Genomic DNA, 26,311 nt, shown 5'->3' on the forward strand with positions numbered 1-26,311 from the left:
ACGCGGCGTCGGAGACGGAGGCCTCCGGAGCGGGAAGGGCCTTGCGGTTCACCTTGCCATTGGGCGTGAGCGGTAGCTGCTCGAGGGCCACGAAGGCGGAGGGCACCATGTACTCGGGCAGGTGCTCCTTGAGGAACGCACGCAACTCCGTGGTGGGAGTCTGCTGACCCGAGAGCACCACATAGGCCACGAGACGCTTGTCGCCGGGCCTGTCCTCGCGGGCGAGGACGAGGGACTGGCGAACGGAGGGGTGGCGGGCCAGGACGGACTCGATTTCGCCCAGCTCGATGCGGAAGCCACGCACCTTCACCTGGAAGTCGAGGCGGCCGAGGAACTCGAGGGAGCCATCGGCCAGCCAGCGCACCTTGTCGCCGGTGCGGTAGAGGCGTGCGCCGGGGGTGTCACTGAAGGGGTTGGGGATGAACTTCTCGGCGGTGAGCTCGGGGCGGTTGAGGTAGCCCCAGGCCAGGCCCTCGCCGCCAATGAGAAGCTCGCCGGGCACGCCGGTGGGGACGGGCCGCAGCCGCTCGTCCAGCACGTACACCTGGGTGTTGGAGATGGGGCGGCCGATGGGGGGGGTGGACACCGGGCGGGAGGGGCTCACCCAGGCGGTGCTGTCGATGCAGGTTTCGGTGGGCCCGTATTGGTGGACGAGCCGGGCGCTCAGCGTGGAGACGAAGCGGGAGTGGAGCTCCGCGGAGAGGGGCTCGCCGCCGCAGAAGACGAAGCGCAGGGAGTGGCAGCGCTCGACACCTGGAGTCTGGAGGAAGGCGGAGAGGGGAGAGGGGCCGAAGTGCAGGTGGGTGATGGAGTGACGCACCACGGCCTGCACCAGGTACTCGGAGTCACGCTGGCCACCGGGGCGGGCGAGCACGAGGCGAGCGCCGGCGACCAGAGGGGCGAACATCTCCCAGACGGAGATGTCGAAGCTGAAGGAGGCCTTCTGGAGGAAGGCGTCCCGGGGCCCCATGGGGAAGTGCTGCTGACGCCAGTGCAGGTGGTTGACGGCGGCACGGTGGGCCACCAGGACACCCTTGGGACGGCCGGTGCTGCCCGAGGTGTAGATGACGTAGGCCGGGCTGCTGGCGTCGGGCGTGGGCAACGAAGAGGTGCCCTGAGGCAACGCGTCCAACGCCTCCAGCGAGTCCACCCGCAGGACATGTGCGTGGGTGGAGGGAAGCGCCTCGAGCAGGGAGGAGCGGGTGAGCAGCAGGGAGGCACCGCAGTCCTGGAGCATGAATTCCAGGCGCTCGCGCGGGTATTCGGGGTCGAGGGGAACCCAGGCGGCACCAGCGTGGAGGGTGGCCAGGAGCGAGACGAGCAACTCGGGGGAGCGCTCGAAGCAGAGTGCGACGCGGGTGCCGGGGCCGACACCCAGGGCACGTAGGTGGTGGGCGAGGCGGGTGGAGGTCTCGTCGAGCTGCCGGTAGGTGAGGTGCGTGTCCTCGAACTCGACGGCGATGGCGTCGGGAGTACGAGAGGCCTGGGCCCGGACGAGGGAGTGGAGCGTGGCCTCGCGGGGGAAGTCCGCGCGCGTGTCATTCCAGGTGACGAGCAGCTGCTGGCGCTCCTCGGAGGAGAGCAGGGGCAGCTCGCGCAGGGCGGTGTCGGGACGGGAAGTGAGGCCCTCCAGGAGCACCAGGTAGTGGCGCATCATGCGCGCCACGGAGTCGGCCTCGAAGAGGTCGGTGTTGTAGGTGAGGAAGCCAGTGAGGCCTTGGGGCCCCTCGGAGAGCGCGAGCGAAAGGTCGAACCTGGCGGTGGAGACGTCGAAGTCAACCGGGCGCAGGGTGAGGCCCGGCAGACGCAGCTCCTCGGTGGGAGTGTTCTGCAGGGAGAACATCACCTGGAAGAGAGGAGAGTGGCCCAGGGAGCGCTGAGGAGAGAGCTCCTCGACGAGCTTCTCGAAGGGGACGTCCTGGTGCTCGTAGGCGGACAGGGTGGTGTCACGCACCTGCAGCAGCAACTCCCGGAAGGACATCTCGGGAGAGAATCGCGAGCGAAGGACGAGGGTGTTGACGAAGAAGCCGATGAGGCCTTCGAGCTCGGTGCTGCGGCGGCCGGCGATGGGAGAGCCGACGGAGATGTCATCCTGTCCGGAGTAGCGGTGCAGGAGGGCCTGGAATCCGGCCAGCAGCGTCATGAAGAGGCTGACGCCGTGCTGGGCGCTGGTGGCGTTGAGGGCCGCGGAGAGAGAGGGCGGTAGCCGGAAGGTGTGCAGTGCGCCGCGGTGACTGCGGACGGCGGGACGGGGCTTGTCGGTGGGCAGCTCCAGGAGGGCCGGATCGCCGGAGAGCTGCTGCCTCCAGTAACGCAGCTGCGTGTCGAGGGCCTCGCCCTGCAACCACGAGCGCTGCCAGAGGGCGAAGTCGGCGTACTGGATGGGCAGGGGCGGCAGGGACGGCTGCCGGCCCGCGGCGAAGGCGGCATAGAGCGCGGCCACCTCGCGCACGAGCACGCCCATGGACCAGCCGTCGGAGACGATGTGGTGCTGGGTGACGAGCAGCACATGGTCATCCGGGGCCAGACGCAGCAGGCACGTCCGCACGAGCGGACCACGAGCCAGATTGAAGGGACGCTGGGTCTCCTGGCGAGCCAGTTCCTGGGCCCGGGCTTCACGCTCGGAAGCGGGCACGTCCTGGAGGTCCACCACATCGAGGGGGACGGAGAGCGTCGGAGCAATCAGCTGGACAGGCTCGCCATCACGGGAGGCGAAGGTGGTGCGCAGGGACTCGTGACGGAGCACGAGCGCCTCGAAGGCGCGACGCAGCGCCTCGGTGTCCACGCTGCCGGAGAGCCGCAGGGCCGCCGGGAGGTTGTAGAAGGCGCTGCCGGGCTCGAATTGGTCGAGGAACCACAGCCGCTGCTGGGCGAACGACAGGGGCTGTTCGGCCGCGCGCGACGCGGAGCGCACCGCGGCGGGAACTCGCAGTGTGTCCCGGCTCTGGTTGCCGCGGGTCTCGTCGAGCTTGAGCGCGAGCGCGGAGAGGGTGGGGGCCTCGAAGAGGGCGCGGACGGGCAGCTCCACCAGGAAGGCGGAGCGCAGGCGAGAGAGGACACGGGTGGCCAGCAGCGAGTGGCCGCCCAACTCGAAGAAGTGGTCCTCGGCACCGACGCGGGGCACCCCGAGCACCTCGGCCCAGATGGCGGAGAGCTGCTGCTCGGTGGGGGTGCGCGGGGCGATGTATTCGGTCGCGGAGTCGATGGAGACCTCCGGAGCGGGAAGGGCCTTGCGGTTGACCTTGCCATTGGGCGTGAGCGGTAGCTGCTCGAGCACCACGAAGGCGGAGGGCACCATGTACTCGGGCAGGTGCTGTTTGAGGTAGGCGCGCAGCTCGGCCGTGGTGGGAGCCTCGGTGCTGGAGGGCGTGAGGTAGGCCACCAGACGCTTGTCGCCGGGCCTGTCCTCGCGAGCGACCACCACCACCTGGCGCACACCGGGGTGCTTGTCGAGGACGGACTCGATTTCACCCAGCTCGATGCGGAAGCCACGCACCTTCACCTGGAAGTCGGTGCGGCCGAGGTACTCGAGGGTGCCATCGGCGCGGTACCGGGAGAGGTCGCCGGTGCGGTACATGCGCGAGCCCGGCGTGGAGCTGAACGGGTCAGGGAGGAAGCGGTCGGCGGTGAGCTCGGGGCGGCCGAGGTAGCCGCGGGAGACACCGGCACCGGCGATGAACACCTCACCGGGCACCCCCGTGGGTACCGGCTGCAGGTGCGCGTCGAGGAGGTAGACCCGGGTGCCGGAGATGGGCCTGCCGATGGTGGCGGGCTTGTCGGAGTGGCGGAGGGTGAAGGTGGAGTAGGTGGTGGTTTCGGAGGGGCCGTAGAGGTCGTAGACGAGGGAGAGGCCGGGCTGCTGGTAGAGGTGCTGGACGAGGGAGGTGGCCAGGGGCTCGCCAGCGAGGTTGACGACGCGGACGGAGGAGGGGAGGCCGCCGGAGCGCAACAACTCCGACATGGCGGAGGGGACGGTGTTGACGAGGGAGACGCGATGGGCGGCCGGGAGGTTGGGCAGCTCCAGGGCGTTGTTGGCCAACACGACGGTGCCGCCGAGGCTCAGGGGGAGGAAGAGCTCGAAGACAGAGAGGTCGAAGGCGATGGAGGTGGAGGCGAGCAAGCCGGAGAGGAGCTCCGGGGAGAAGACAGAGCGAGCCCAGAAGAGGAAGGAGACGGCGTTGCGGTGCTCGATGGAGACGCCCTTGGGGCGGCCGGTGGAGCCCGAGGTGTAGATGAGGTAGGCGAGGTTGCCGCTGAAGGCCGCACGCGAGGGATTGTGGGTGGGGGCGCGAGACAACGCCTCCGCGTCCTTGTCGAGCAGCAGCACATGAGCGGAGTGCGCAGGCAGGCTGTCGGTTACCGCGGACTGGGCGACGAGGAAGCGCAGCTGGGCATCTTCCACGATGAAGCCCAGACGCTCGCGAGGGTAGGCGGGGTCGAGCGGGACGTAGAGGCCGCCGGCCTTGAGGATGCCGAGCAGGCCCACGACGAGGTCGGCCGAGCGCCTGGAGCAGATGCCAACGGGCGTCTCGGGGCCCACGCCCAGGGCACGCAGGCTGTGGGCGAGCTGGTTGGCGCGGGCGTTGAGCTCGGCGTAGGTGAGCGAGCGGGTGCCATCGACGAGGGCCTCGGCGCCGGGCGTGCGCTCCACCTGGGCCTCGAAGAGCTCATGAAGGGTGGCCTCTCGCGGGTAGTCGAGCGGGAGGTCATTCCACTCCACCAGGAGCTTGTGCTTCTCGGCCTCGGGTAGCAGCGGCAGCCGGGACACGGGCAGGCCGGGCGAGGCCACCACCGCCGACAGCAGCACCTGCAGGTGCTCGGCCATCCGGGCGATGGTCGTCGGCTCGAAGAGGTCGGTGTTGTACTCGAGGACTCCTCGCAACCCTTGCGAGGTCTCCTGCATGAACAGGGACAGGTCGAACTTGGAGATGCCGCCCTCGAACTCCAGGGGCGAGAGCGTGAGGCCGCCCAGGGCCAGTTCCGGGATCGGCATATTCTGCAGGGCGAACATCACCTGGAAGAGGGGCGGGCGGCTGGGGTCGCGCTGGGGAGAGAGCTCCTCGACGAGCTTCTCGAAGGGGACGTCCTGGTGCTCGTAGGCGGCCAGGGTGGTGTCACGCACCTGGAGCAGCAGCTCGCGGAAGGACATGCCGGAGGAGAAGCGCGAGCGCAGGACGAGGGTGTTGATGAAGAAGCCGATGAGGCCCTCGAGCTCGGTGCTGCGGCGGCCGGCGATGGGAGAGCCGACGGAGATGTCGTCCTGTCCGGTGTAGCGATGCAGCAACACCTGGAAGCCGGCCAGCAGCGTCATGAAGAGGCTGACGCCGTACTTCGAGCTGGTGGTGGCGAGCGCCTGGGAAAGCGAGGGCGGTAGCAGGAAGGACAGCTGCGCGCCCCGGTAGGTCTGCATGGGCGGGCGCGGCTTGTCGGTGGCCAACTCCAGATGCGCCGGAGCACCGGAGAGCTGCTGCTTCCAGAAGCCCAGCTGCGCATCGAGGACCTCGCCCTGGAGCCACGAGCGCTGCCAGAGGGCGTAGTCGGCGTACTGGACGGGCAGGGGCGGCAGGGAGGGCTGCTGGCCCGAGGAGAAGGCGGCGTAGAGCGCGGCCACCTCACGCACGAGCACGCCCATGGACCACCCATCGGAGATGATGTGGTGCTGGGTGACGAGCAGCACATGGTCATCCGGGGCCAAGCGCAGCAGGCTCGTGCGCACCAGCGGACCGTTGGCCAGATCGAAGGGGCGCAGGGCCTCCTGGCGGATCAGCTCGCGGGCGCGGGGCTCGCGCTCCGAGGCGGGCACGTCCTGGAGGTTCAGCACCTCCATCGGGACGGAGAGGCTCGGCGCGATGACCTGGGCGGGCTGACCGTCGCGGGAGATGAAGGTGGTGCGCAGGGACTCTTGACGGCGCACGAGCTCCGCGAAGGCGCGGCGCAGGGCCTCGATATCCAGCTGGCCCGAGAGTCGGAGGGCCGCGGGGATGTTGTAGAAGGGACTGCCGGGCTCGAATTGGTCGAGGAACCACAGCCGCTGCTGCGCGAACGACAGGGGGCTTTCATCCGTGCGAGGCGTGGGTTTCAGGGCAGGAGCCCGCGCCACACCACCAGCCCGCTGGGAGATCGTCTCGTCGATCTTCCGGGCGAGCGCGGACAGGGTGGAGGCCTCGAAGAGGGCGCGGACGGGCAGCTCCACCTGGAAGGCGGTGCGCACGCGCGAGATGACCTGGGTGGCCATCAGCGAGTGGCCGCCGAGCTCGAAGAAGTTGTCCTCGGCGCCGGTGCGGGGCACCGACAGGAGCTCGGCCCAGATGGCCGCGAGCTGCTGCTCGGTGGGTGTGCGCGGGGCGATGTACTCGGCGTCGGAGACCGAGGCCTCCGGGGCGGGCAGGGCCTTGCGGTCCACCTTGCCGTTGGGCGTGACGGGCAGCTGCTCGAGCGCCACGAAGGCGGAGGGCACCATGTACTCGGGCAGGTGCTCCTTGAGGTAGGCGCGCAGCACGGCCGCGGTGGGAGCCTGGGTGGACGAGGTGAAATACGCCACCAGGCGCTTGTCGCCGGGTCTGTCCTCGCGGGCGATGACGACGCACTGGCGTACGCCGGGGTGTTTGTCGAGGACGGACTCGATCTCCCCCAGCTCGATGCGGAAGCCGCGCAGCTTCACCTGGGAGTCGAGGCGGCCGGCGAACTCGAGCGTGCCGTCGGCCAGCCAGCGAACCTTGTCACCGGTGCGGTAGAGGCGCTCACCCGGAGTGAGGGCGAAGGGATGGGGGACGAAGCGCTCGGCGGAGAGCTCGGGGCGGTTGAGGTAGCCCCAGGCCAGACCGTCGCCGCCGATGTACAGCTCGCCGTACACGCCTACGGGCGCTGGCCGCTGCCGCGAGTCCAGCACGTACACCCGGGTGTTGGAGATGGGACGGCCGATGGACACCGTGTGGCCCACCTGCTCCTGGCGTGTGAGGACGTTGCAGGTGGTGAAGGTGGTGCTCTCGGTGGGGCCGTAACCGTTGACGAGCTGGCCACCGTGAGCCAGCCGGGTCTTCACGCGCTCCGGGACGAGAACGTCACCGCCAGCGAGCACCTGGCGCACGTGAGAGAGGGCCTCGGGCTGCGTGGCCACCATCTGATCGAAGAGTGCGGAGGTGAGCCAGAGGGTGGTGATGCCATGCTTGCGCAACGTCTGCCCCAGCTCCTCGAAGGAGGGGGCGTGCGGAGGAAGGACGACGAGCTTGCCGCCATGAAGCAGGCTGCCCCACAACTCGAAGGTGGCGGCATCGAAGGAGATGGGCGCCAGCTGCAACATGACTTCGCGAGGGCCGAAGTCGGCGAAGCGCGAGCCCATGACGAGGCGCACCACGCCCCGGTGGGGAATGCACACGCCCTTGGGCAGGCCGGTGGAGCCCGAGGTGTACATGACGTAGGCGAGCGCCTCGGGAGCCGAGGCGATGCCTGGAGACGCTTCGCTCTGCTGGGAGATGAGGAGGGCGTCGGACTCGAGGAGAACCAGACGGGAGTGGCCCGAGGGCAGGCGCTCGGCGAGGTGGCGCTGGGCGAGCAGCAGGGGAGCGCGTACGTCCTGGAGCATGAACTCCAGGCGCTCGCGGGGGTAGGAGGGGTCGAGAGGAACGTAGGCGCCACCGGCCTTGAGGATGGCGAGGGTGGAGATGACCATCTCCAGGGAACGCTCGACACACAGGGCCACGGACTGGCCGGGACGCAGGCCGAGAGCGAGCAGGTGCCGGGCGAGCTGGTTGGCGCGAGAGTCGAGCTGGCGGTAGGTGAGGTGAGCGCCCTGGAACTCGACGGAGATAGCGTCGGGAGTGCGAGCGGCCTGGGCCTCGAAGAGCGCGTGGATGGAAGAGTCACGCGGGTAGTCCACACGCGTGTCGTTCCACTCGACGAGCACCTTGCTCTTCTCTTCCTCGGAGAGCAGGGGCAGCTCGGAGAGTCGGGCCTCCGGGTGGGCGATGACCTCCGTTAGCAGCACCCGCAGGTGCTCGGCCATGCGAGCCACGGTCTCCGGCTCGAAGAGGTCGGTGTTGTACTCGAAGAACCCGCGGAGCCCTCGAGGGGTCTCCTGCATGAACAGGGACAGGTCGAACTTGGAGACGCCGCTGTCCAGCTCCAGGGGCGAGAGCTTGAGCCCGCCCAGGGTCAGCTCGGGAACCGGCATGTTCTGCAGAGCGAACATCACCTGGAAGAGGGGCGGACGGCTGGGATCGCGCTGGACATGGAGCTGCTCGACGAGCTTCTCGAAGGGCAGCTCCTGGTGCTCGTAGGCGGCCAGGGTGGTGTCACGCACCTGGAGCAGCAGCTCGCGGAAGGAAGCCCCAGCGGAAATGCGCGAGCGCAGCACGAGCGTGTTGACGAAGAAGCCGATGAGGCCCTCGAGCTCGGTGTTGCGGCGGCCGGCGATGGGCGAGCCGACGGAAATGTCGTCCTGCCCGGAATAGCGGTGCAGCAGCACCTGGAAGGCCGCCAGCAGCGTCATGAAGGGACTGACGCCGTACTTCGAGCTGGTGGTGGCGAGCGCCTCGGAGAGCGAGGGCGGCAGCAGGAAGGAGTGCTGGGCGCCCCGGTAGGTCTGGTTGGGCGGCCGAGGCTTGTCGGTGGGCAGCTCCAGGTGCGCCGGAGCGCCGGAGAGCTGCTGTTTCCAGTAACGCAGCTGCGCGTCGAGGACCTCGCCCTGGAGCCACGAGCGCTGCCAGAGGGCGAAGTCGGCGTACTGGATGGCCAGGGGCGGCAGGGTGGGCTGCCGGCCGGAGGCGAAGGCGGCGTAGAGCGAGGCCACCTCGCGCACGAGCACGCCCATGGACCAGCCGTCGGAGACGATGTGGTGCTGGGTGACGAGCAGCACATGGTCATCCGGGGCCAGTCGCAGCAGGCTCGTGCGCACCAGCGGGCCCTGGGCCAGATTGAAGGGGCGCTGCGCCTCCTGACGAGCCAGCTCGCGCGCCCGGGTCTCACGGTCGGAGGTGGGCACGTCCTGGAGGTCCACCACGTCGAGCGGGACGGTGAGGGAATCGGCGAGGGCCTGGGCGGGCAGGCCGCCTTCGGAGATGAAGAAGGTGGTGCGCAGGGAATCGTGACGGCGCACGAGCTCCGCGAAGGCGCGGCGCAGGGCCTCGAGGTCCAGCGGGCCCGAGAGCCGGGTGGCCGAGGGGATGTTGTAGAAGGGGCTGTTGGGCTCGAGCTGATCGAGGAACCACAGCCGCTGCTGCGCGAACGACAGGGGGCGCTCGTCCGTGGAACCCATGGGCCGCAGGGCGGGAACCAGCGTCTCACCGGGGCTCCGCCGGGCGCGCGCTTCATCGATCTTCCGGGCGAACCCGGAGAGGGTGGGTGCCTCGAAGAGGGCGCGAATGGGCAGCTCCACCTCGAAGGCGGGGCGCAGACGCGCCATCACCTGGGTGGCCAGCAGCGAGTGGCCGCCCAATTCGAGGAAGTGGTCCTCGGCGCCGACGCGGGGCACCCCGAGCACCTCGGCCCAGATGGTGGCGAGCTGCTGCTCGGTGGGGGTGCGCGGAGCGATGTACTCGGCGTCGGAGACCGAGGCCTCCGGCATGGGCAGGGCCTTGCGGTCCACCTTGCCGCTGGGCGTGAGCGGCAACTGCTCGAGGGCCACGAAGGCGGAGGGCACCATGTACTCGGGCAGGTGCTCCTTGAGGTAGGCGCGCAGCTCGGAGGCGGAGGGAGCCTGCTGGCCCGAGGACACGACGTAGGCCACCAGGCGCTTGTCGCCGGGCCTGTCCTCGCGGGCGATGACGGTGCACTGGAGAACGGAGGGGTGCTTGCCGAGGACGGACTCGATCTCCCCCAGCTCGATGCGGAAGCCGCGCAGCTTCACCTGGGAGTCGAGGCGGCCGGCGAACTCGAGCGTACCGTCGGCCAGCCAGCGAACCTTGTCACCGGTGCGGTAGAGGCGCTCACCCGGAGTGAGGGCGAAGGGATTGGGGAGGAAGCGCTCGGCGGAGAGCTCCGGGCGGTTGAGGTAGCCCCAGGCCAGGCCGTCGCCACCGATGTACAGCTCGCCGTGCACGCCGGCGGGTACGGGTTGCAGCCGCGCGTCCAGCACGTACACCCGGGTGTTGGAGATGGGGCGGCCGATGGGCACGTTGTGGCCCACCTGCTCCTGGCGGGTGAGCAGGTGGCAGGTGGCGAAGGTGGTACTCTCGGTGGGGCCGTAGGCGTTGACGAGCTGGCCACCGTGCGCCAGCCGGGTCTTCGCCCGCTCCGGGACGAGCACATCGCCGCCGGTGAACACCTGACGCACGTGAATGAGCGCCTCGGGTTGCGTGGCCACCACCTGGTCGAAGAGCGCGGAGGTAATGAACAGGAGGGTGATGCCATGCTTCTTCAGGGCCTGGCTCAGCTCCTCGATGGAGGGCGCGTGGGGCGGGAGGACGACGAGCCTGCCGCCGTGAAGAAGGCTGCCCCACAGCTCGAAGGTGGCGGCATCGAAGGAGATGGGCGCCAGCTGCAACATGACTTCGCGAGGGCCGAAGTCGGCGAAGCGCGAGCACATGGCGAGGCGCACCACGCCCCGGTGGGGAATGCACACGCCCTTGGGCAGGCCGGTGGAGCCCGAGGTGTACATGACGTAGGCGAGCGCCTCGGGAGCCGAGGCGATGCCTGGAGACGCTTCGCTCTGCTGGGAGATGAGGAGGGCGTCGGACTCGAGGAGAACCAGACGGGAGTGGCCCGAGGGCAGGCGCTCGGCGAGGTGACGCTGGGCGAGCAGCAGGGGAGCGCGTACGTCCAGGAGCATGAACTCCAGGCGCTCGCGGGGGTAGGAGGGGTCGAGAGGAACGTAGGCGCCACCGGCCTTGAGGATGGCGAGGGTGGAGATGACCATCTCCAGGGAACGCTCGACGCACAGGGCCACGGACTGGCCGGGACGCAGGCCGAGAGCGAGCAGGTGCCGGGCGAGCTGGTTGGCGCGAGAGTCGAGCTGGCGGTAGGTGAGGTGAGCGCCCTGGAACTCGACGGAGATGGCGTCGGGAGTGCGAGCGGCCTGGGCCTCGAAGAGCGCGTGGATGGAAGAGTCACGCGGGTAGTCCACACGCGTGTCGTTCCACTCGACGAGCACCTTGCTCTTCTCTTCCTCGGAGAGCAGGGGCAGCTCGGAGAGCTTCCGCTCTGGAGTGGTGATGGCGGCCGAGACCAGGACCCGCAGGTGCTCGGCCATGCGAGCCACGGTCTCCGGCTCGAAGAGGTCCGTGCTGTACTCGATGCGCCCGGTGAAGCCCTCCGGACGGTCCGACATCAGCACGGTGAGCTCGAAGGTGGCGGCCCCCGAGGTGAGCGGGGCCATGCGCACGTCCAGGCCCGCGACGTTCATGGAGGCGCCCTGCTGCGGCAGCAGCGCGAACACCACCTGGAAGAGGGGATTGCGGCCCTGCTCTCGCGCCGGACGCAGCTCCTCGATGAGCTTCTCGACCGGCACTTCCTGATGGGAGAAGGCGCCCAGCGAGCTCTCGCGCACCTCCTTCAGGAACTGCCGGAACGACAGCCCTCCCACGGGACGTGAGCGGATGACGACCGTGTTGATGAAGAAGCCGATGAGCCCCTCGAGCTCCGCGTGGCTGCGTCCCGCGACGGGCGTCCCGACGCAGACGTCCTCCTGCCCGCTGTAGCGCGACATCAGCACGTTGAACGCCGCCATCAACACCATGAAGCTGCTCGCGCCCTCGCGGGTCGCGAACGCGCGCACCGCCTCCGAGAGCTCGCGAGGCAGGGCGAAGACGTGCTCCCGGCCCCGGCCGGTGGGCAGCGCGGGACGCGGGTGATCCGTGGGGAGCTCCAGGGCCGTGGGAGCGCCCTCGAACTGCTTGCGCCAGTACGCGACCTGATCCTGGAGGAACGCTCCCTGGAGCCGCTCGCGCTGCCAGAGTGCGAAGTCAGGGTACTGCACCGGCAGCGGCGGGAGCGCGAGCGGCTTGCCCGAGGAGAAGGCGTCGTAGCAGGCGAGCAACTCGCGCGCGAGCACGCCGAAGGACCACCCATCCGTGACGATGTGATGGAGCACCACGAGCAGGACGTGATCCTGCTCGCCCAGCCGGATCACTCCCGCGCGCAGGAGCGGCCCGGTGGTCAGATCGAAGGGGCGCTGCGCCTCGGCGCGCGCATGCTCCTGGACCGCCTCCTCGCGGCGCTCGGCGGGCAGGGACATCAGGTCGGAGCGCTCCAGCGTGAAGTGGACGGACGGAGCCACCACCTGCTCCGGACCCTGGTCGCCGGACCGGAACGTGGTGTGCAGGCTCTCGTGCCGTTCGATCACCGTGCGCAGCGCGCGCTCCAGCAGGTCCGTGTCCAGCCGGCCCTGGATGCGCAGCATGTTGGGCAGGTTGTACGCCACGCTGCTCGGCTCGAACTGGTACAGGAGCCACAGGCGTTGCTGCGAGAACGACAGCGGGAGCGGGCGGGCCTGCTCGCGGACCCGCGCGGTGGGACGTGAGACCTTGTTACCCGCCTGCTCCAGTCGGCGCAGCAGCTCCGCTCGCTTCTCGGGCGGAAGGTTGGCGATGCGCTTGGACAGATCGTTCATAAGACTGGCAATGCTCCGTCGAAGATGTCGGACGCCGCGGTCGTTTCAGCCTTGCTCTTCCAGCTCGGCCAGCAGCGCTTCCAGTGTGGAGGTGTCGGTCTCGCTGGCTCGTGTCTGCACGATGGCCAGCGCCATGACCTCCACGGTGGGGGAGTCGAAGAGGGCGCGCAGGGGCAGCTCCACCCGGAACGCCTCGCGCACGCGTGCGAGCACCTGCACGCCCAGGAGGGAGTGGCCGCCCAGCTCGAAGAAGTTGTCGGTGATGCCGACCTGCTCGATGCCGAGCAGCTCCTGCCAGATACCGGCCAGCTTCTCCTCGGTCTCCTCGCGAGGCGCCACGTAGGCGTTGGCGAGCGGAGGGCGAGGATGCCGTTGGCCGGTCTTCGCGGGAGGGCCCTCGGCCGAGGTGCCGCCCGCCTCCGGAGTCCGCCGCCGGGTCTCCAGCGCGCCCCGCACGGCGAGCCAGCGTCCGCCCGTGGGCGACGCGAGCAGGCCGAGCAGGAGCCGGAAGCCCTCGTCCGGAGCGATCACCGACTCGGGACGGAAGCCCGTGCCCACGCCCCAGACGTCCCAATCCACGCTGTACCAGCGGGTGCCGGACACGCGGGCCTGGTGCGCGACGAAGGCGTCCATGCCGGCATGGGCCGCCGCGAGCACGGCGCAGCCAAAGCCACCGAGCACCGCCGTGAGGGACGAGTGCACCGCCACGAAGGCCGGGCGGCGCCCCTTCAGGGCCTCGGCGAGGTTCATCAACCCTGTCAGGCGGCCCCGGAGCACCGGAGCGCTCACCTCGCGCGTCGCCTCGGAGACCGGCGTCATCGCGGCCTTCCCACCATCGCCCGAGGCGAAGAACACGCCATCCACCGGGCCGAAGCGGGACTCCGCTGCCTGCAGGGCGCGCTCGACCTGACCGGTGTCACCGAGCTCCGCCCGCAGCACCAGCACCTGGGCTCCAGCCCGCTCCAGGGCACGCACGCGCTCGATGGCGCGCGACACCGGATCCTCCGCGCCATGCCCGGCGAGCCACGCGTCCCGCTCCTCGGGAGCCGGCAGGGCCCGGCGCGAGAGCAGCACCAGCTTCGGATGCACCGTGGAGGCGAGCTGCTCCGCCAGCGACAGGCCAATGCGTCCCAGTCCACCCGCGATGAGGTAGACGCCGCCTTCCTTCAGCGAGGCCGTTGTCGCGGGAGCGGGGACCGTCTCGAAGGACTCGGTGTAGCGGTACGGGCCGCGGAGCGCGACCACGGGCTCGCCGTCGGAGGCCAGCTCCGCCACGAGCCGCTCCACCCAGAGGTCCGTTCCCGCGCCCTCCTGGGGCAGGGTCACGTCGATGGCGCGGCAGCGCAGGCCCGGGTACTCCAGCGGCAGCACGCGGCACGCGCCCTGCGCGGTGGCCCGCACGGGGGCGAGCGGCTCATCACCCGTCACATCCTCCGCTCCGGAGGTGACCACGGAGAGCGCCATGGAGTGATTGACGACATCGGGGCCGATCGCCCGCGCGAGGTCGAGCAGGCCATGGAGGACCAACTCCTCCCCCGCCTCGGGCGACAGGGGCCACAGGTTGGCGATCCGGTCGGGCGTCCAGCCCTCGGTGCGCAGCCGCTCCACCTGCTCGCGGAGGGACTCCTGCCGCGAGGCCTCCACCGAGACCACGTCCGCACCACCGGCGCGCAGCCGCTCGGTGATGCGCGCGCAGAGGGCTCCCGCTCCTTCCAGCACCAGCCAGCGCTGTCCCTGGAGCGAGGGCGCCACCGGAGCGGCCGCCGTGCGCTTCCAGGAGGGAACGGAGAGTTCCACCCGCGCGCCCTCTTCGGCCACGGGGGGTTTCGAGATGGAGAGGGGCGCCACTCCGCCCTTCAGCAGGTCATAGCGCTCGCGCTGGAAGGGGTAGGCCGGGAGCTGCACGCGGCGGCGCGGCTCCTTGCCGTACAGCTTCGCCAGCTCGATCTTCGCTCCCGCCAGCCACAGGCGCGCGGCGGTCTCCGTCGCGTGCTGAGCGGCGTCCTGCGCGTCTCGCGGCTGGGGCAGCGACGTGAGCACCGTGGGGTGGGTGCCGGCCGGCGCGCTCCGGCGCACCAGCGTCCCCAGGGCGTGCCCCGGGCCGACCTCCAGGAAGACGCGCTCCGGGTCGCCGAGCAGCAGCGCGGCCCCCTCGCCGAAGCGCACGGGCTGGCGCAGGTGCTTCGCCCAGGTGTTCGGATCCGTGGCCTGCTCGGCGGTGATCCACGTGCCGGTCAGGTTGGACACGTAGGGCAGCTTCGGCGGCGAGAGGCGCAGGCTCGACACCTCGCGGGTGAATGCCTCCAGCACCGGATCCATCATGGCCGAGTGGAAGGCATGCGAGGTGTGCAGCCGGCGGGCCTCCACGCCGCGTCCGGCGAGCACCTTCTCCAGCGCGGACACCGCCTCTTCCGTTCCGGACACGACTTGCAGGGCCGGGCCGTTCATCGCGCCGAGCGAGGCTCCGGGTGGCAGCAACGGCGTGAGCTCCGCCTCGGGCAAATGGACGGACAGCATCGCGCCGGACGGGAGCGACTGCATCAACCGCCCGCGCACCGCCACCAGCTTCAGCGCGTCCTCCAGCGAGAAGACCCCGGCGAGGCACGCGGCCACGTACTCGCCCAGGCTGTGGCCGATCATCGCCTCGGGCTCGACGCCCAGGTGCATCCAGAGCTTCGCGAGCGCGTACTCCACCGCGAACAGCGCGGGCTGCGCGAGCTCGGTCCGGCGCAGCAGCGCCTCGGCCTCCTCGCCGCCCTGGGCGGGGTAGAGCACCTCACGCAGGTCCTTCCCGAGGTGCGGCTTCAGCGCCTCCGCGCACGCGTCGAGGTGCTTGCGGAAGACGGGCTCGGACTCGTACAGGGCCCGCCCCATTCCGGCGTGCTGGGTGCCCTGCCCCGAGAAGAGGAACACCACGGGCCGCTGGAGGTTCGTCCCCGAGCCCGCGAGCGCGCGGCGCGCATCTCCCAACGCGGCCCGGGCCTCGGCGACATCCCGGCAGAGCACGGCGCGCCGGTGCTCGTACGTGCGGCGGCCCGCCTGCAGCGTGTACGCCACGTCCGCGAGAGCGGCCTCGGGGTGTCGCTCCAGGTGCGCGGCCAGCCGCGAGGTGGCCTCGTCCAGGGCGGCCGGGCTGCGCGCCGACAGGGTCAGCACGTGCCAGGGCTTCTTGGAGGCCGTGGCCTGCTGCGGGGTGGGCGCCTCCTCCAGCACCAGGTGCGCGTTGGTGCCGCCGATGCCGAAGGAGCTGATGCCCGCGCGCCGCTTCTGGCCACCGCCGTCCCAGGGACGTGCCTCCGCGGAGACGTAGAAGGGCCCGCCGTCGAAGTCGATGCGCGGGTTGGGCCGCTTGAAGTGCGCCATCGGGGGGATGAGGCGGTGCTTCAGGGCGAGCACCGTCTTCACCACGCCGGCCACGCCCGCCGCCGCGTCCAGGTGGCCGATGTTCGGCTTGAGCGAGCCGAGCGCGCAGCGCCGCGCACCCACGCGCTTGCCGCCGAAGGCCTGGTTGAGCGCGGCCACCTCGATGGGGTCACCGATGGAGGTACCCGTCCCGTGGGCCTCGACGTACTGGATGTCCTCCGGCTCCACTCCGGCGATGGCCATGGCCTCGGAGATGACGGCCGTCTGGCCCTCCACGCCAGGCGCGGTGTAGCCCACCTTGGAGGAGCCATCGTTGTTCACCGCCGAGCCGAGGATGACGGCGTGCACCGTATCGCGGTCACGCAGCGCGTCCGACAGGCGCTTGAGCACCACGATGCCCGCGCCGGCGCCACGCACCGTCCCCTGGGCCTGCTCGTCGAAGGCGCGGCAGTAACCGTCCGGCGAGAGGATCATCCCCTGCTGGTACAGGTAGCCGCTCGTCTGGGGGAAGGACACCGAGGCGGCACCGGCGAGCGCCAGATCGCTCTCGCCCGACAGCAGGCTCTGGCAGGCCAGGTGGATGGCCACCAACGAGCTGGAGCAGGCCGTCTGCACGGTGAGGCTCGGGCCGCGCAGGTTGAGCCGGTGCGACACGCGCGTGGCCACATAGTCCTTGTCGTTGGCCACCATCAGCCCATACGAGCCCACGGTGTCCAGCATGTCCGGCTGCCGCATCAACGCGCGGATCAGGTACGAGCTGAGGCTCACGCTGCCGAAGACGGAGACGGCGCCGGAGAAGCGCTCCGGGTCATAGCCGGCGTGGTCCAGGGCCTCCTGCGCGCACTCGAGGAAGAGGCGCTGCTGCGGATCCATCAGCTCCGCCTCGCGAGGGCTGAAGCCGAACAGGCCGGCATCGAAGTGCGTCGCCTCGTCGAGCACGTAGGCCGCGCGAACCCAGTCGGGACGCTCGCGCAGGGCGCGGGGGACTCCGGCCTCCTCCAGCTCCGCGTCCGTCAACGTGCGCCGGGCGTCGGCGCCGCGCCGGAGGTTGTCCCAGAAGGTGTCGAGGTCTCGCGCCCCCGGGAAGCGTCCCGACAGGCCGACGATGGCGATGCGCTCCACCTCTTCGTGCTGCTCAGACATCCGAGTCATCTCCGTCTTGCGAATCCGTGCGTGCGCGCGTGCCGCCCATGCGGCGGGTGAAGGCCCGGCGGGCCTCGGCGCGGGCGCGTCCCGTCTGGGCCGAGTCCTGCGTGCTGTCCTGCTTCGAGAGCCGGGCCGCCAGGGCGCGAACGGTGGGGTATTGGAAGAGCTGGGTCAGCGCCAGCTCGGTGCCCAGGGCCGTTTTGAGGCGGCGGTGCACCTGGAGCGCGAGCAGCGAGTTGCCGCCCAGCGCGAAGAAGGCATCGTCCACGCCCACCCGCTCCACCTGGAGGACTTCCTTCCAGATGCCGGCGATGAGCTGCTCCAGCTCGGTGCGAGGCGCCTCGAAGGGCTGGCCCGCGTGGGGCTTGCCAATCTCCGGCGCGGGGAGCGCGCGGCGATCGAGCTTGCCATTGGGGCTGAGCGGGAGCTTCTCGAGCGCCACGAAGGCGGAGGGCACCATGTGCTCGGGCAGGCGCGTCTGGAGGAAGGAGCGCAGCTCGGCCGTGGAGGCCTGCTCGGGCGGGCCCACCACGTAGGCCACCAGCCGCTTGTCGCCGGGCCGGTCCTCGCGGGCGATGACGACGGCCTGACGTACCGCCGGGTGCTGGGCCAGTAGCGTCTCGATCTCCCCGAGCTCGATGCGGAAGCCGCGCACCTTCACCTGGAAGTCGGCACGGCCCAGGTACTCGAGGTTGCCGTCCGGCAGCCACCGGGCCACGTCGCCCGTGCGGTACATCCGCGCGCCCGGCTCGTCACTGAACGGATCGGGGATGAAGCGCTCGGCGGTGAGGTTCGGACGGGCACGGTAGCCACGGCCCACCTGCACGCCACCGATGTACAGCTCACCGGAGACTCCCACCGGCACCGGCTGGAGGTGGGCATCCAGGATGCGGATCCGCGTGTTGGCCACCGGCCGGCCGATGGGCACGGAGCGCGGGGCCTGGCCCGGCTCGCAGGCGTAGTACGTGACGTCTACGGCGGCCTCGGTGGGGCCGTAGAGGTTGTGCAGCCCGGCCTGGGGCAGCTGCTGGAGACACTGGTCCTGGAGCTCCACGGGCAGGGCCTCACCGCTGCACACCACGCGACGCAGCGAGGCACAGCGCGCCTCCAGGTTGGGCTCCTCCAGGAACACCTTCAACATGGAGGGGACGAAGTGCAGGGTGGTGACGCGCTCCCGGGCGATGAGGCTCGCCAGATAGTCGGGGTCCTGGTGGCCGCCGGGCTTCGCCAGCACGAGCCGTGCGCCCTGCATGAGGGGCCAGAAGAACTCCCAGACGGAGACGTCGAAGCTGAAGGGCGTCTTCTGCAGGACGACGTCCTGGCCGTCGAGTCCGTACGCGTCCTGCATCCACAGCAGGCGGTTCACCACGGCGTGGTGCTCGTTCATGGCGCCCTTGGGGCGGCCGGTGCTGCCGGAGGTGAAGATGATGTAGGCGAGATTTTGCGCCGTGGCCCGAGGAGCGGGTGCGTTGCGCGGCTGGAGGGAGATATCGGCCCAACCCGAGTCCAGGCACACGACGTGGGTGCTCTGCGCGGGAAGTCGCGGCATCAGGTGCTGCTGGGCCAGGAGCACGGTGGGACGAGCGTCCTCGAGCATCCAACCCAGGCGCTCCTGGGGATAGGCGGGATCGAGGGGCACATAGGCACCGCCGGCCTTGAGGGTGGCCAGCAGGGCGACGACCATCTCCAGCGAACGCTCCAGGCACAGACCGACGCGGGACTCGGGGCCGACGCCCAGCGAGCGCAGGTGCCAGGCGAGCTGATTGGCGCGGGAGTCGAGCTCCCGGTAGGTGAGGGACTTGTCCTCGAAGGTGAGGGCCACGGCGTCGGGCGTGCGCTCCACCTGCGCCTCGATGAGCTGGTGGAGGCAGGCGTCCCGAGGGTAGCGGGTGGCGGGCCCGTTCCAATCGGCCAGCACGGTCCGCCGCTCCGGCTCGGGGAGGATCGGCAATGCGTTGATCGGCCGATCCGGCTGGGCCGCGATGCCCTCCAGCAGAGTCTGGTAGTGCGCCAGCAGGCGGGTGATCGTCCCGGCCTCGAAGAGGTCCGTGCTGTACTCGGCGACGATCCGCAGGCCCTCGGGCAGCTCCGTGGCGATCAGCGTCAGGTCGAACTTGGTCGTCCCGGTCTCGGGCTGCTGGAACTCCATCACCAGCCCCGGCGCCTGGAGCGGAGGCATGGGGGCGTTCTGCAGGATGAACATCACCTGGAACAGGGGGCTGTGGCTCAGCCGGCGCTCGGGCTTGAGCGCGTCCACGAGCCGCTCGAACGGCAGATCCTGATGGGCGAAGGCATCCACCGTCGTCTGGTGGACCCGGCCCATCAGCTCGCGGAACGTGGGCTGGCCCGACAGCGAGGTGCGCAGGGCCAGGGTGTTGATGAACAGGCCGATCATCCCCTCGAGCTCGGACCGGTTGCGGCCCGCGATCGGCGTGCCCACCACGAGCTCCTCCTGCCCGGTGTAGCGGTGGAGCAGGACGTCGAAGGCGGAGAGCAGGGTGACGAAGAGCGTCTTGCCCTCGCGCTGGCCGAGCGCCTTGAGGGCCTGGGCGAGCGCCGGAGGCAGCATCACCGTCTGTCGAGCGCCGTGGGGGCTGAGCGCCGTGGGACGGGGCCGGTCGGTGGGCAGCTCCAGGAGGGCGTTGGGATCCAACCGCTCGCGCCACCAGGAGAGCTGCGTCTCGAGCACGTCACCCTGGAGCCACTCGCGCTGCCAGGAGGCGAACTCCGCGTACTGGAGCGGCAGCGCCTGGAGCGGAGAGGGCTGACCCTGGACGAAGGCCGCGTAGAGCGCCGCCAGCTCGCGGACGAGCACTCCCAGCGACCAGCCATCCGAGATGATGTGGTGCATGCACAGCAGCAGCACCTGCTCGCGCTCGGCGAGCCGCAGCAGCACGGCGCGCAGCAGGGGTCCACGGGTCAGGTCGAAGGGCTGACGGGCCTCGGTGGTGATGCGCTCGCGGGCCTGGTGCTCGCGCTGCGCCTCCGGAATGTCCCGCAGGTCCACCAGGGCCAGGGGAATCTCCAGCGAGGGCGCGACGGACTGGAGCAGGCGCCCGTCCTGATCCGTGAAGGTGGTGCGCAGCGTCTCGTGGCGGCGCGCGAGCTCCTGCAGACTCCGCCGCAGCGCCTCCGTGTCGACGTCACCCGAGAGGCGGACCGCTCCCGGCATGTTGAAGGCCGCGCTGGCGGGGTTCCATTGGTAGAGGAACCACATGCGCTCCTGCGCGAAGGACACGGGGGCCTGCTTCGCCTTCTGGGCCTTCTCGCGCAGGAGCTGCGCCAGCAGGGCGCGCTTGTCGTCGGGCGTGGATGCCATGGCTCAGGCCTTCTCCTTCTCGGCGGCGAGGATCGCGAGCAGCTCCGCGACCTGCTCATCCGAGAGCTGATCCAGGTTCGCGAGCAGCTTCTCCGCCTCTTCCTTCGACGGAGCCTTCGGGGCCTGCTCCACCTCGTAGCCGAGCCGGGCGACGATCTCGAGGGTGGTCGGATCGAGCGGACGTGGCCACTTGATCTTCTTCCAGCTCTCGCCGAGTCCCTTCTCGATGCCCTTGTGCTGGAGGATGTTGGGGTCTCCCAGGCCGCCCATCATGCGCTCGCGCTTGCCGTCGTACGGCTGGAGCACGCGCTCATCGAAGGGAATCCCGAGGAACTCGCACACGCCGGTCATCACGGGGGCGGGGTCGCGCACGAGCTGCTCGTACTGGACCCAGAGGACGCGCTCCTTGTCCACGCGGGAGAAGAAGTCGAGCAGGTTGCGGTTGCAGAGCGCCCAGACGGTCTCGGCGACCACGTGCGGATCCACCTCGGCGTCACCGAAGAGGCTGGGGCCGAAGAGCCGGTCGAAGCGCACGCGCAGCAGCGACTCCATCACCGGGTACGGGTGGCGGTAGAGGAAGATGTACTTCGGCTGGTCGAACATCACCTCCGAGCGCCAGAGCGTCTCGGGGTCCAGCGCGTACGAGGGCGTCTTGTCCACCAGCAGCCGGGGAGCGGACAGCTCCTGGAGCTTCGCGAAGATGTCCTGGGCCGGGGTGTTCTCCGCCACGAACCTGTCGACGAGCGCCTGGCCCGCGGCGGAGTCGATGCCCATCAGCTCCATGAAGGCCCACTGGAGGCCACCGGTCGTCCACTCCATCTCGTGGCCGAAGCCGATGTTCTCGCGCCACTCCCGCATGTTCTCGAAGAACAGGAGGTTGACCTCCGGTGGGCAGAAGAGCTTCGGGTGCCCGGCGAGCATGACTCGGAACAAGGTGGAGCCTGCGCGCGGGCTGGAGTGCACGAAGACCATGGGCGGGTTCTTGCGCCTGTCCTGCGTCAGGGACGCGCCGCCCGCCGAGTGCTTGCGATACGGCCTGAGCGCATAGGCCGACAGCGGCTTGTCGGAGACGAACTTCGCCGGGTTCGCCAGGCGCTCCATCTCCGCCAGGAGGTAACGGGCCAGCTCGGGGATGGAGGCGTGCTCCTGGATTTCGTGAGGGTAGAGCTGGAACTTGAAGTCCTGCCGCAGGTTGTATTCCACCTCGGCGCCGAGCAGCCGCAGGTCGTAGCTCTTCAGGCTGCCATCGGCCGGGAGTTGCTCCACCGGGAGGCGGAGCCCGTGGGCGATCTTCCGCCGCAGGTAGTCCTCCAGGATGCCCTGGCGCTCGGTGGGGAAGGCGGAGCGCAGCCGCTCGCCGATGGGCTTCTCCGAGGCCGCGGCGTTCTTGCGCAGCTCCTCCTCGATCTTCGCGGCGGTGGCCGCCACCGTGGGCGTCTCGAACAGACCGCGCAGCGGCAGGTCCACCTTGAGCTCGGCGTGGAGCTGGTTGCGCAGCTGCGTGGCGAGGAGCGAGTGCCCGCCCAGCTCGAAGAAGTTGTCGTTGACGCCGATCTGCTCGATGCCCAGGACCTGCTGCCACACCGAGGCCACGGTCCGCTCCAGGTCCGAGCGGGGCGCCACGTAGGTGGTGGCCAGCGAGGGCCGCGCGTGGCTCGCCGTCTTCGCCTTCATGCCCTCGGCCGGAGAGGCGCGAGGGCCCTGCCGCCTGCGGGCCTCCAGGTCGCCCGTGGACACGACGAGCTGTCCTCCGGGAGCCTGCGTCAGGATGCGGCGGATGACGTCGAGCCCCTCCTGCGGCTGGATGGCGAACCGCGCCAGCGCCGGGCTCAGCTTCGACAGGGAGGAATCCTCGTCGAACCGCACGGCGTCCCAATCCACGCTGATCCACGGGAACGCACCGGACTCGCTCCGGCGCTCCGCGAAGGTGTCCATGAACTGGCTGGCGGCCGAGTGGACCACCTGCCCGAGTCCTCCGAGGATGGACGCCAGCGAGGACACCAGGAGGCAGAACCCGGGGCCCTCGGCGGGGAGCACCTTCTCCAGGACGCGCAGGCCGTGCACCTGCGGCGCGAAGTGCGCGGCGCATTCGCTGGGGCTCGTCTCCTGGATGATGCCCAGCGTGGAGCCCTGACGCAGGCCGCCCGCGGCGTGGATGACGCCATCGAGCTGGCCGAACTGCTCCACGGCCCGGGAGATCGCCTGGCGCATCCGCGCCTCGTCGGTCAGGTCCGCATCGACCACCAGCACCGAGGCCCCAGCCGACTCCAGCGCCTTCGCGGCCTGGATCTTCCGGCTGATGGCGTCCTGCTCGCCTCGGGTCGACAGCCACTGCTCCCACTGGTCCCTGGGCGGGAACTCCTTGCCTTCCACCAACGCCAGCCGGGCGCGCGAGGAGCGGGCCAGCTCACCGGCGATGGCATGGCCGATGCCCGTCAGTCCCTCCGTGAGGAGGTACACGCCGCGCTCCTTCAGCGTCCGCACGGGAGCGGCATCGCCCTCCAGGCGCACGGGCTCGAAGGTCTGGACCCAGCGCTGACGGCCGCGCCAGGCGATGACCGCCTCGGACGAGCCAGCCTGGATTTCCGCGAGGAGCTGGCCCGCCATGGTATCCGCACCGCCGCTTCCGCCGAGCGCCACGTCCACGAAGTGGCAGGTGATGTGCGGGTACTCCTGGGGAACGACCCGGCACGGACCGAGGAGCGTCGCCTTCTCGGGCGAGGGCTCGTCCGCGCTCTCCACCTTGCAGGCGCCGTTCGATGCGACCCACCACGCGAGCGGCTCCGCGCGCCCCTGCGTGCCCAGGGCCTGCGCGAGGAAGAGCTGACTGTAGAAGCCGGTCTCCAGCGCCCGCTCGAGCGACACGGGCCCGGACGTCACACCCCACAGGTGCACCACGCCGTCGAAGGAGTGGCCCTGTTTCTGGAGCGCCTGGAGCAGGGCGGCGTAGTCCTCACGCTTCTGGGGATTGAGCGTATAGGTGCCGTTGGCGTCGCGGCCGAACGCGTCACCGGGGACGACGCGGATGACGGGCTGACCCGCCTGGGCCAGCTTCGGCGCGAGCGCGTCCGCCACTCCGCTCGAATCCGCGAAGAGCAGCCAGCCCCGGCCGGAAGCCTTCGACCCCTGCGCCTGAGCCACGCGCGGCGCCGGCGTGCGCTTCCACGAGGGCACGTAGAACCAGTCGGCGACATCGCGCTTCTTCTCGGCGGAGGCCGCCGGACGCTGGGCCGCGCCACCAGGACGGGCGTCGATCCAGTAGCGCTGGCGCTCGAACGGGTAGGTGGGCAGGGGAAGCCGGCGCCGCCGCTCGCGGGCGTAGAACCCGGACCAGTCGGGGGAGACACCGTTCAGCCACAGCCGGCCCAACGTGCCGAGCAGCACGACCTCGTCCGAGGCCTGCTCCCGCGGGTGCCGGGTGGAGGACAGGACGATGCGCTCGGCCTGCCCGGACTGCTGCCGGGTGAGGGTGGCGAGCGTGTTGCCGGGACCGACCTCGAGCAGCACCTGCTGCGGCTTCTGCGCGAGCGTCTTCATCCCATCGGCGAAGCGCACGGCCTGGCGCAGGTGCGAGGCCCAGTAGGCGGGATCGGTGGCCTGGGAGGGCTCGATCCACGTACCGGTGACGTTGGAGATGAAGGGAATCTTCGGCGGGTTCAGCTTCACCAGGCGCACGCGCTCGGTGAACGGCGCCACGAGCGGGTCCATCATCGCCGAGTGGAACGCATGGGACGTGTGCAGCGGCTGCACGTTCACGCCGCGCGCCTTCAGCTTCTCCTGGAGCGCCTCGATGGCGGGCGTGGGCCCGGCGACGACGGTGAAGTTCGGCGCGTTGACGGCGGCCACGGAGAGCTCCGCGCCCAGGTGCGGGCGCAGCTCCTCCTCGGAGAGCATCACGCTCAGCATGGAGCCGGTGGGCAGCTCCTGCATCATCTGCCCGCGGGTGGCGACCAGCACGAGCGCATCGCGCAGCTCGAAGACGTCGGCGACGCACGCGGCCACGTACTCACCAATGCTATGCCCGAGCATCGCCCTGGGCTTCACGCCCCAGGAGATCCACAGCTGCGCCAGGGCGTACTCGATGGAGAAGATCGCGGGCTGGGCGACGCTGGTCCGGGTGAGCGCCAGGGCGGCCTTCTCGGCGTAGGACGGCTCCGGGTAGAGCAGCTGGCGCAGGTCCACCCCGAGGTGCGGCTTGAGCAGCGTGGCGCAGGAGTCCAGGTGCGCGCGGAAGACGGGCTCGGAGGCGTACAGCTCGCGGGCCATGTCCACGTACTGCGAGCCCTGGCCCGGGAACAGGAACGCCACCGGCCGGTCCTGGGCGGTGGGCGAACCGGTCCAGACGCGCTGGGCGTCACGCGTCTCGAGGGCTCGCACGGCCTCCTCGCGATCGCGGCACACGACCACGCGGCGGAAGGCCATGTCCTGCCGTCCCACCTGGAGCGTGTAGGCCACGTCGGCCAGATTGATTCCGGGGTTCGCCTGGAGATGCCGGGCGAGTTTGTCCGTGGCCGCCTCGAGGGCCGACTCGGTCTTGGCGGAGAGCACGAGCAGCTGCACGGGCCGCGACGCGGTGGTGGGCGCCGGGGCGGGCGCCTCCTGGAGGACGACATGGGCGTTCGTCCCGCCGACACCGAACGAGCTCACCCCCGCGCGGCGAGGAGCATCCGCGGGCGCCTTCCAGTCGGCCAGCGTGGTGTTCACGTAGAAGGGACTGTTGGCGAAGTCGATCTCCGGGCTCGGCTTCTCGAAGTGCAGGCTGGGCGGCAGCTTCCGGTGCTCGAGCGCGAGCACGGCCTTGATGAGGCTGGAGACGCCCGCGGCGTTGGCCAGGTGGCCGATGTTGCTCTTGAGCGAGCCCACCGCGACCCGCATCTTCGCCGCGCGCGCGGTGCCGGGCTTGTAGCGGAACGCCTTGGTGAGGGCGCGCATCTCGATCGGGTCACCCATCTGGGTGCCGGTGCCATGGGCCTCGATGTAGCTGATGGTCTCCGGCTCCACGCCCGCGGCGCCGAGCGCCTCGTCGATGACGGCGGCCTGGCCCTCGACGCTGGGAGCGGTGTAGCCGACCTTGTGGGCGCCATCGTTGTTGATGGCCGAGCCCTTGATGATGGCGTGGATGAAGTCACCATCCTCGAGGGCGTCCTTGAGGCGCTTGAGCACCACCACGCCCACGCCGCTGCCGAACACGGTTCCTTCCGCCTTGGCGTCGAAGGCGCGGCAGTGGCCATCGGGGGACACGATGCCGCCCGGCACGTAGGGGTAGCCCTCCGGGTGCTTGACGTGGATGGAGACGCCGCCGGCCAGCGCCATGTCGCACTCCTGGTTCAGGAGGCTCTGGCAGGCCACGTGGGTGGCGACCAGCGACGTCGAGCAGGCACTGAGGATGGAGTAGCTGGGGCCACGCAGGTCGAGCTTGTAGGCGACGCGGGTGCTGAGGAAGTCCCCGCCGTTGCCCACGTCGATCTGCACCTGATCCAACGCGCCGAGCTGGTCGGCGTTGGGGACCAGGTTGTAGATGAGGTACGTGTTCGTGGAGGCGCCCGCGAACACGCCGATGGCCCCTTCGTACCGGTCCGGCGCGTAGCCCGCGTGCTCGAGGGCCTCCCAGGAGCACTCCAGGAAGACGCGGTGCTGCGGGTCCATCAGCTCGGCCTCGCGAGGCGTGAAGCCAAAGAACCCCGCGTCGAACAGCTCCATGCCCTCGAGCGCGGCGCTCGCCTTGACGTAGTTCGGGTCCTTGCGCAGGGCCGGATCCACGCCGAGCTTCTCCAGGTCGGCGTCACTCAGCGGGCGGATGGACTCCGTGCCGTTGCACAGGTTCTTCCAGAACGCATCGAGATCCCGCGCGCCGGGGAAGCGTCCGGTCATGCCAATGATGGCGATGTCCTGCTCGTCGATGATGGTCTCGGTCGACATGGGCTTGTGTCCTCTGGACG

General features: G+C 70.2%; 4 protein-coding genes (1 of these 4 cut by a window edge). All 4 read right to left on the minus strand.

The window, feature by feature from the left end:
- Tightly spaced (at most 45 nt apart), the 4 genes in view from JQX13_RS36530 to JQX13_RS36545 form a layout consistent with a single transcriptional unit that may run on beyond the window.
- Positions 1-12,544: the 5' portion of a non-ribosomal peptide synthetase gene (locus JQX13_RS36530; protein ID WP_203404054.1), read on the minus strand. It extends 13,748 nt beyond the left edge of the window; 12,544 of the gene's 26,292 nt are visible here — the first part of the coding sequence; the start codon lies at positions 12,542-12,544; its stop codon lies beyond the left edge, outside the window.
- 45 nt (positions 12,545-12,589) lie between these two features.
- Positions 12,590-17,050 (minus strand): type I polyketide synthase, encoded by a 4,461-nt coding sequence (locus JQX13_RS36535; protein ID WP_203404055.1) that lies wholly within the window; start codon positions 17,048-17,050, stop codon positions 12,590-12,592.
- The gene (locus tag JQX13_RS36540; RefSeq protein ID WP_203404056.1) at positions 17,043-20,372 is read right to left on the minus strand and encodes a non-ribosomal peptide synthetase; all 3,330 of its coding nucleotides are present in this window, start codon (positions 20,370-20,372) and stop codon (positions 17,043-17,045) included. Before JQX13_RS36540 ends, JQX13_RS36535 begins: the two co-directional genes overlap by 8 nt.
- A 3-nt stretch (positions 20,373-20,375) precedes the next feature.
- Positions 20,376-26,291, minus strand: a complete 5,916-nt coding sequence (locus JQX13_RS36545; protein ID WP_203404057.1) for a type I polyketide synthase — start codon at positions 26,289-26,291, stop codon at positions 20,376-20,378.
- Positions 26,292-26,311 lie beyond the last annotated feature (20 nt).

It is taken from the genome of Archangium violaceum (assembly GCF_016859125.1).
Lineage (GTDB): Bacteria > Myxococcota > Myxococcia > Myxococcales > Myxococcaceae > Archangium > Archangium violaceum_A.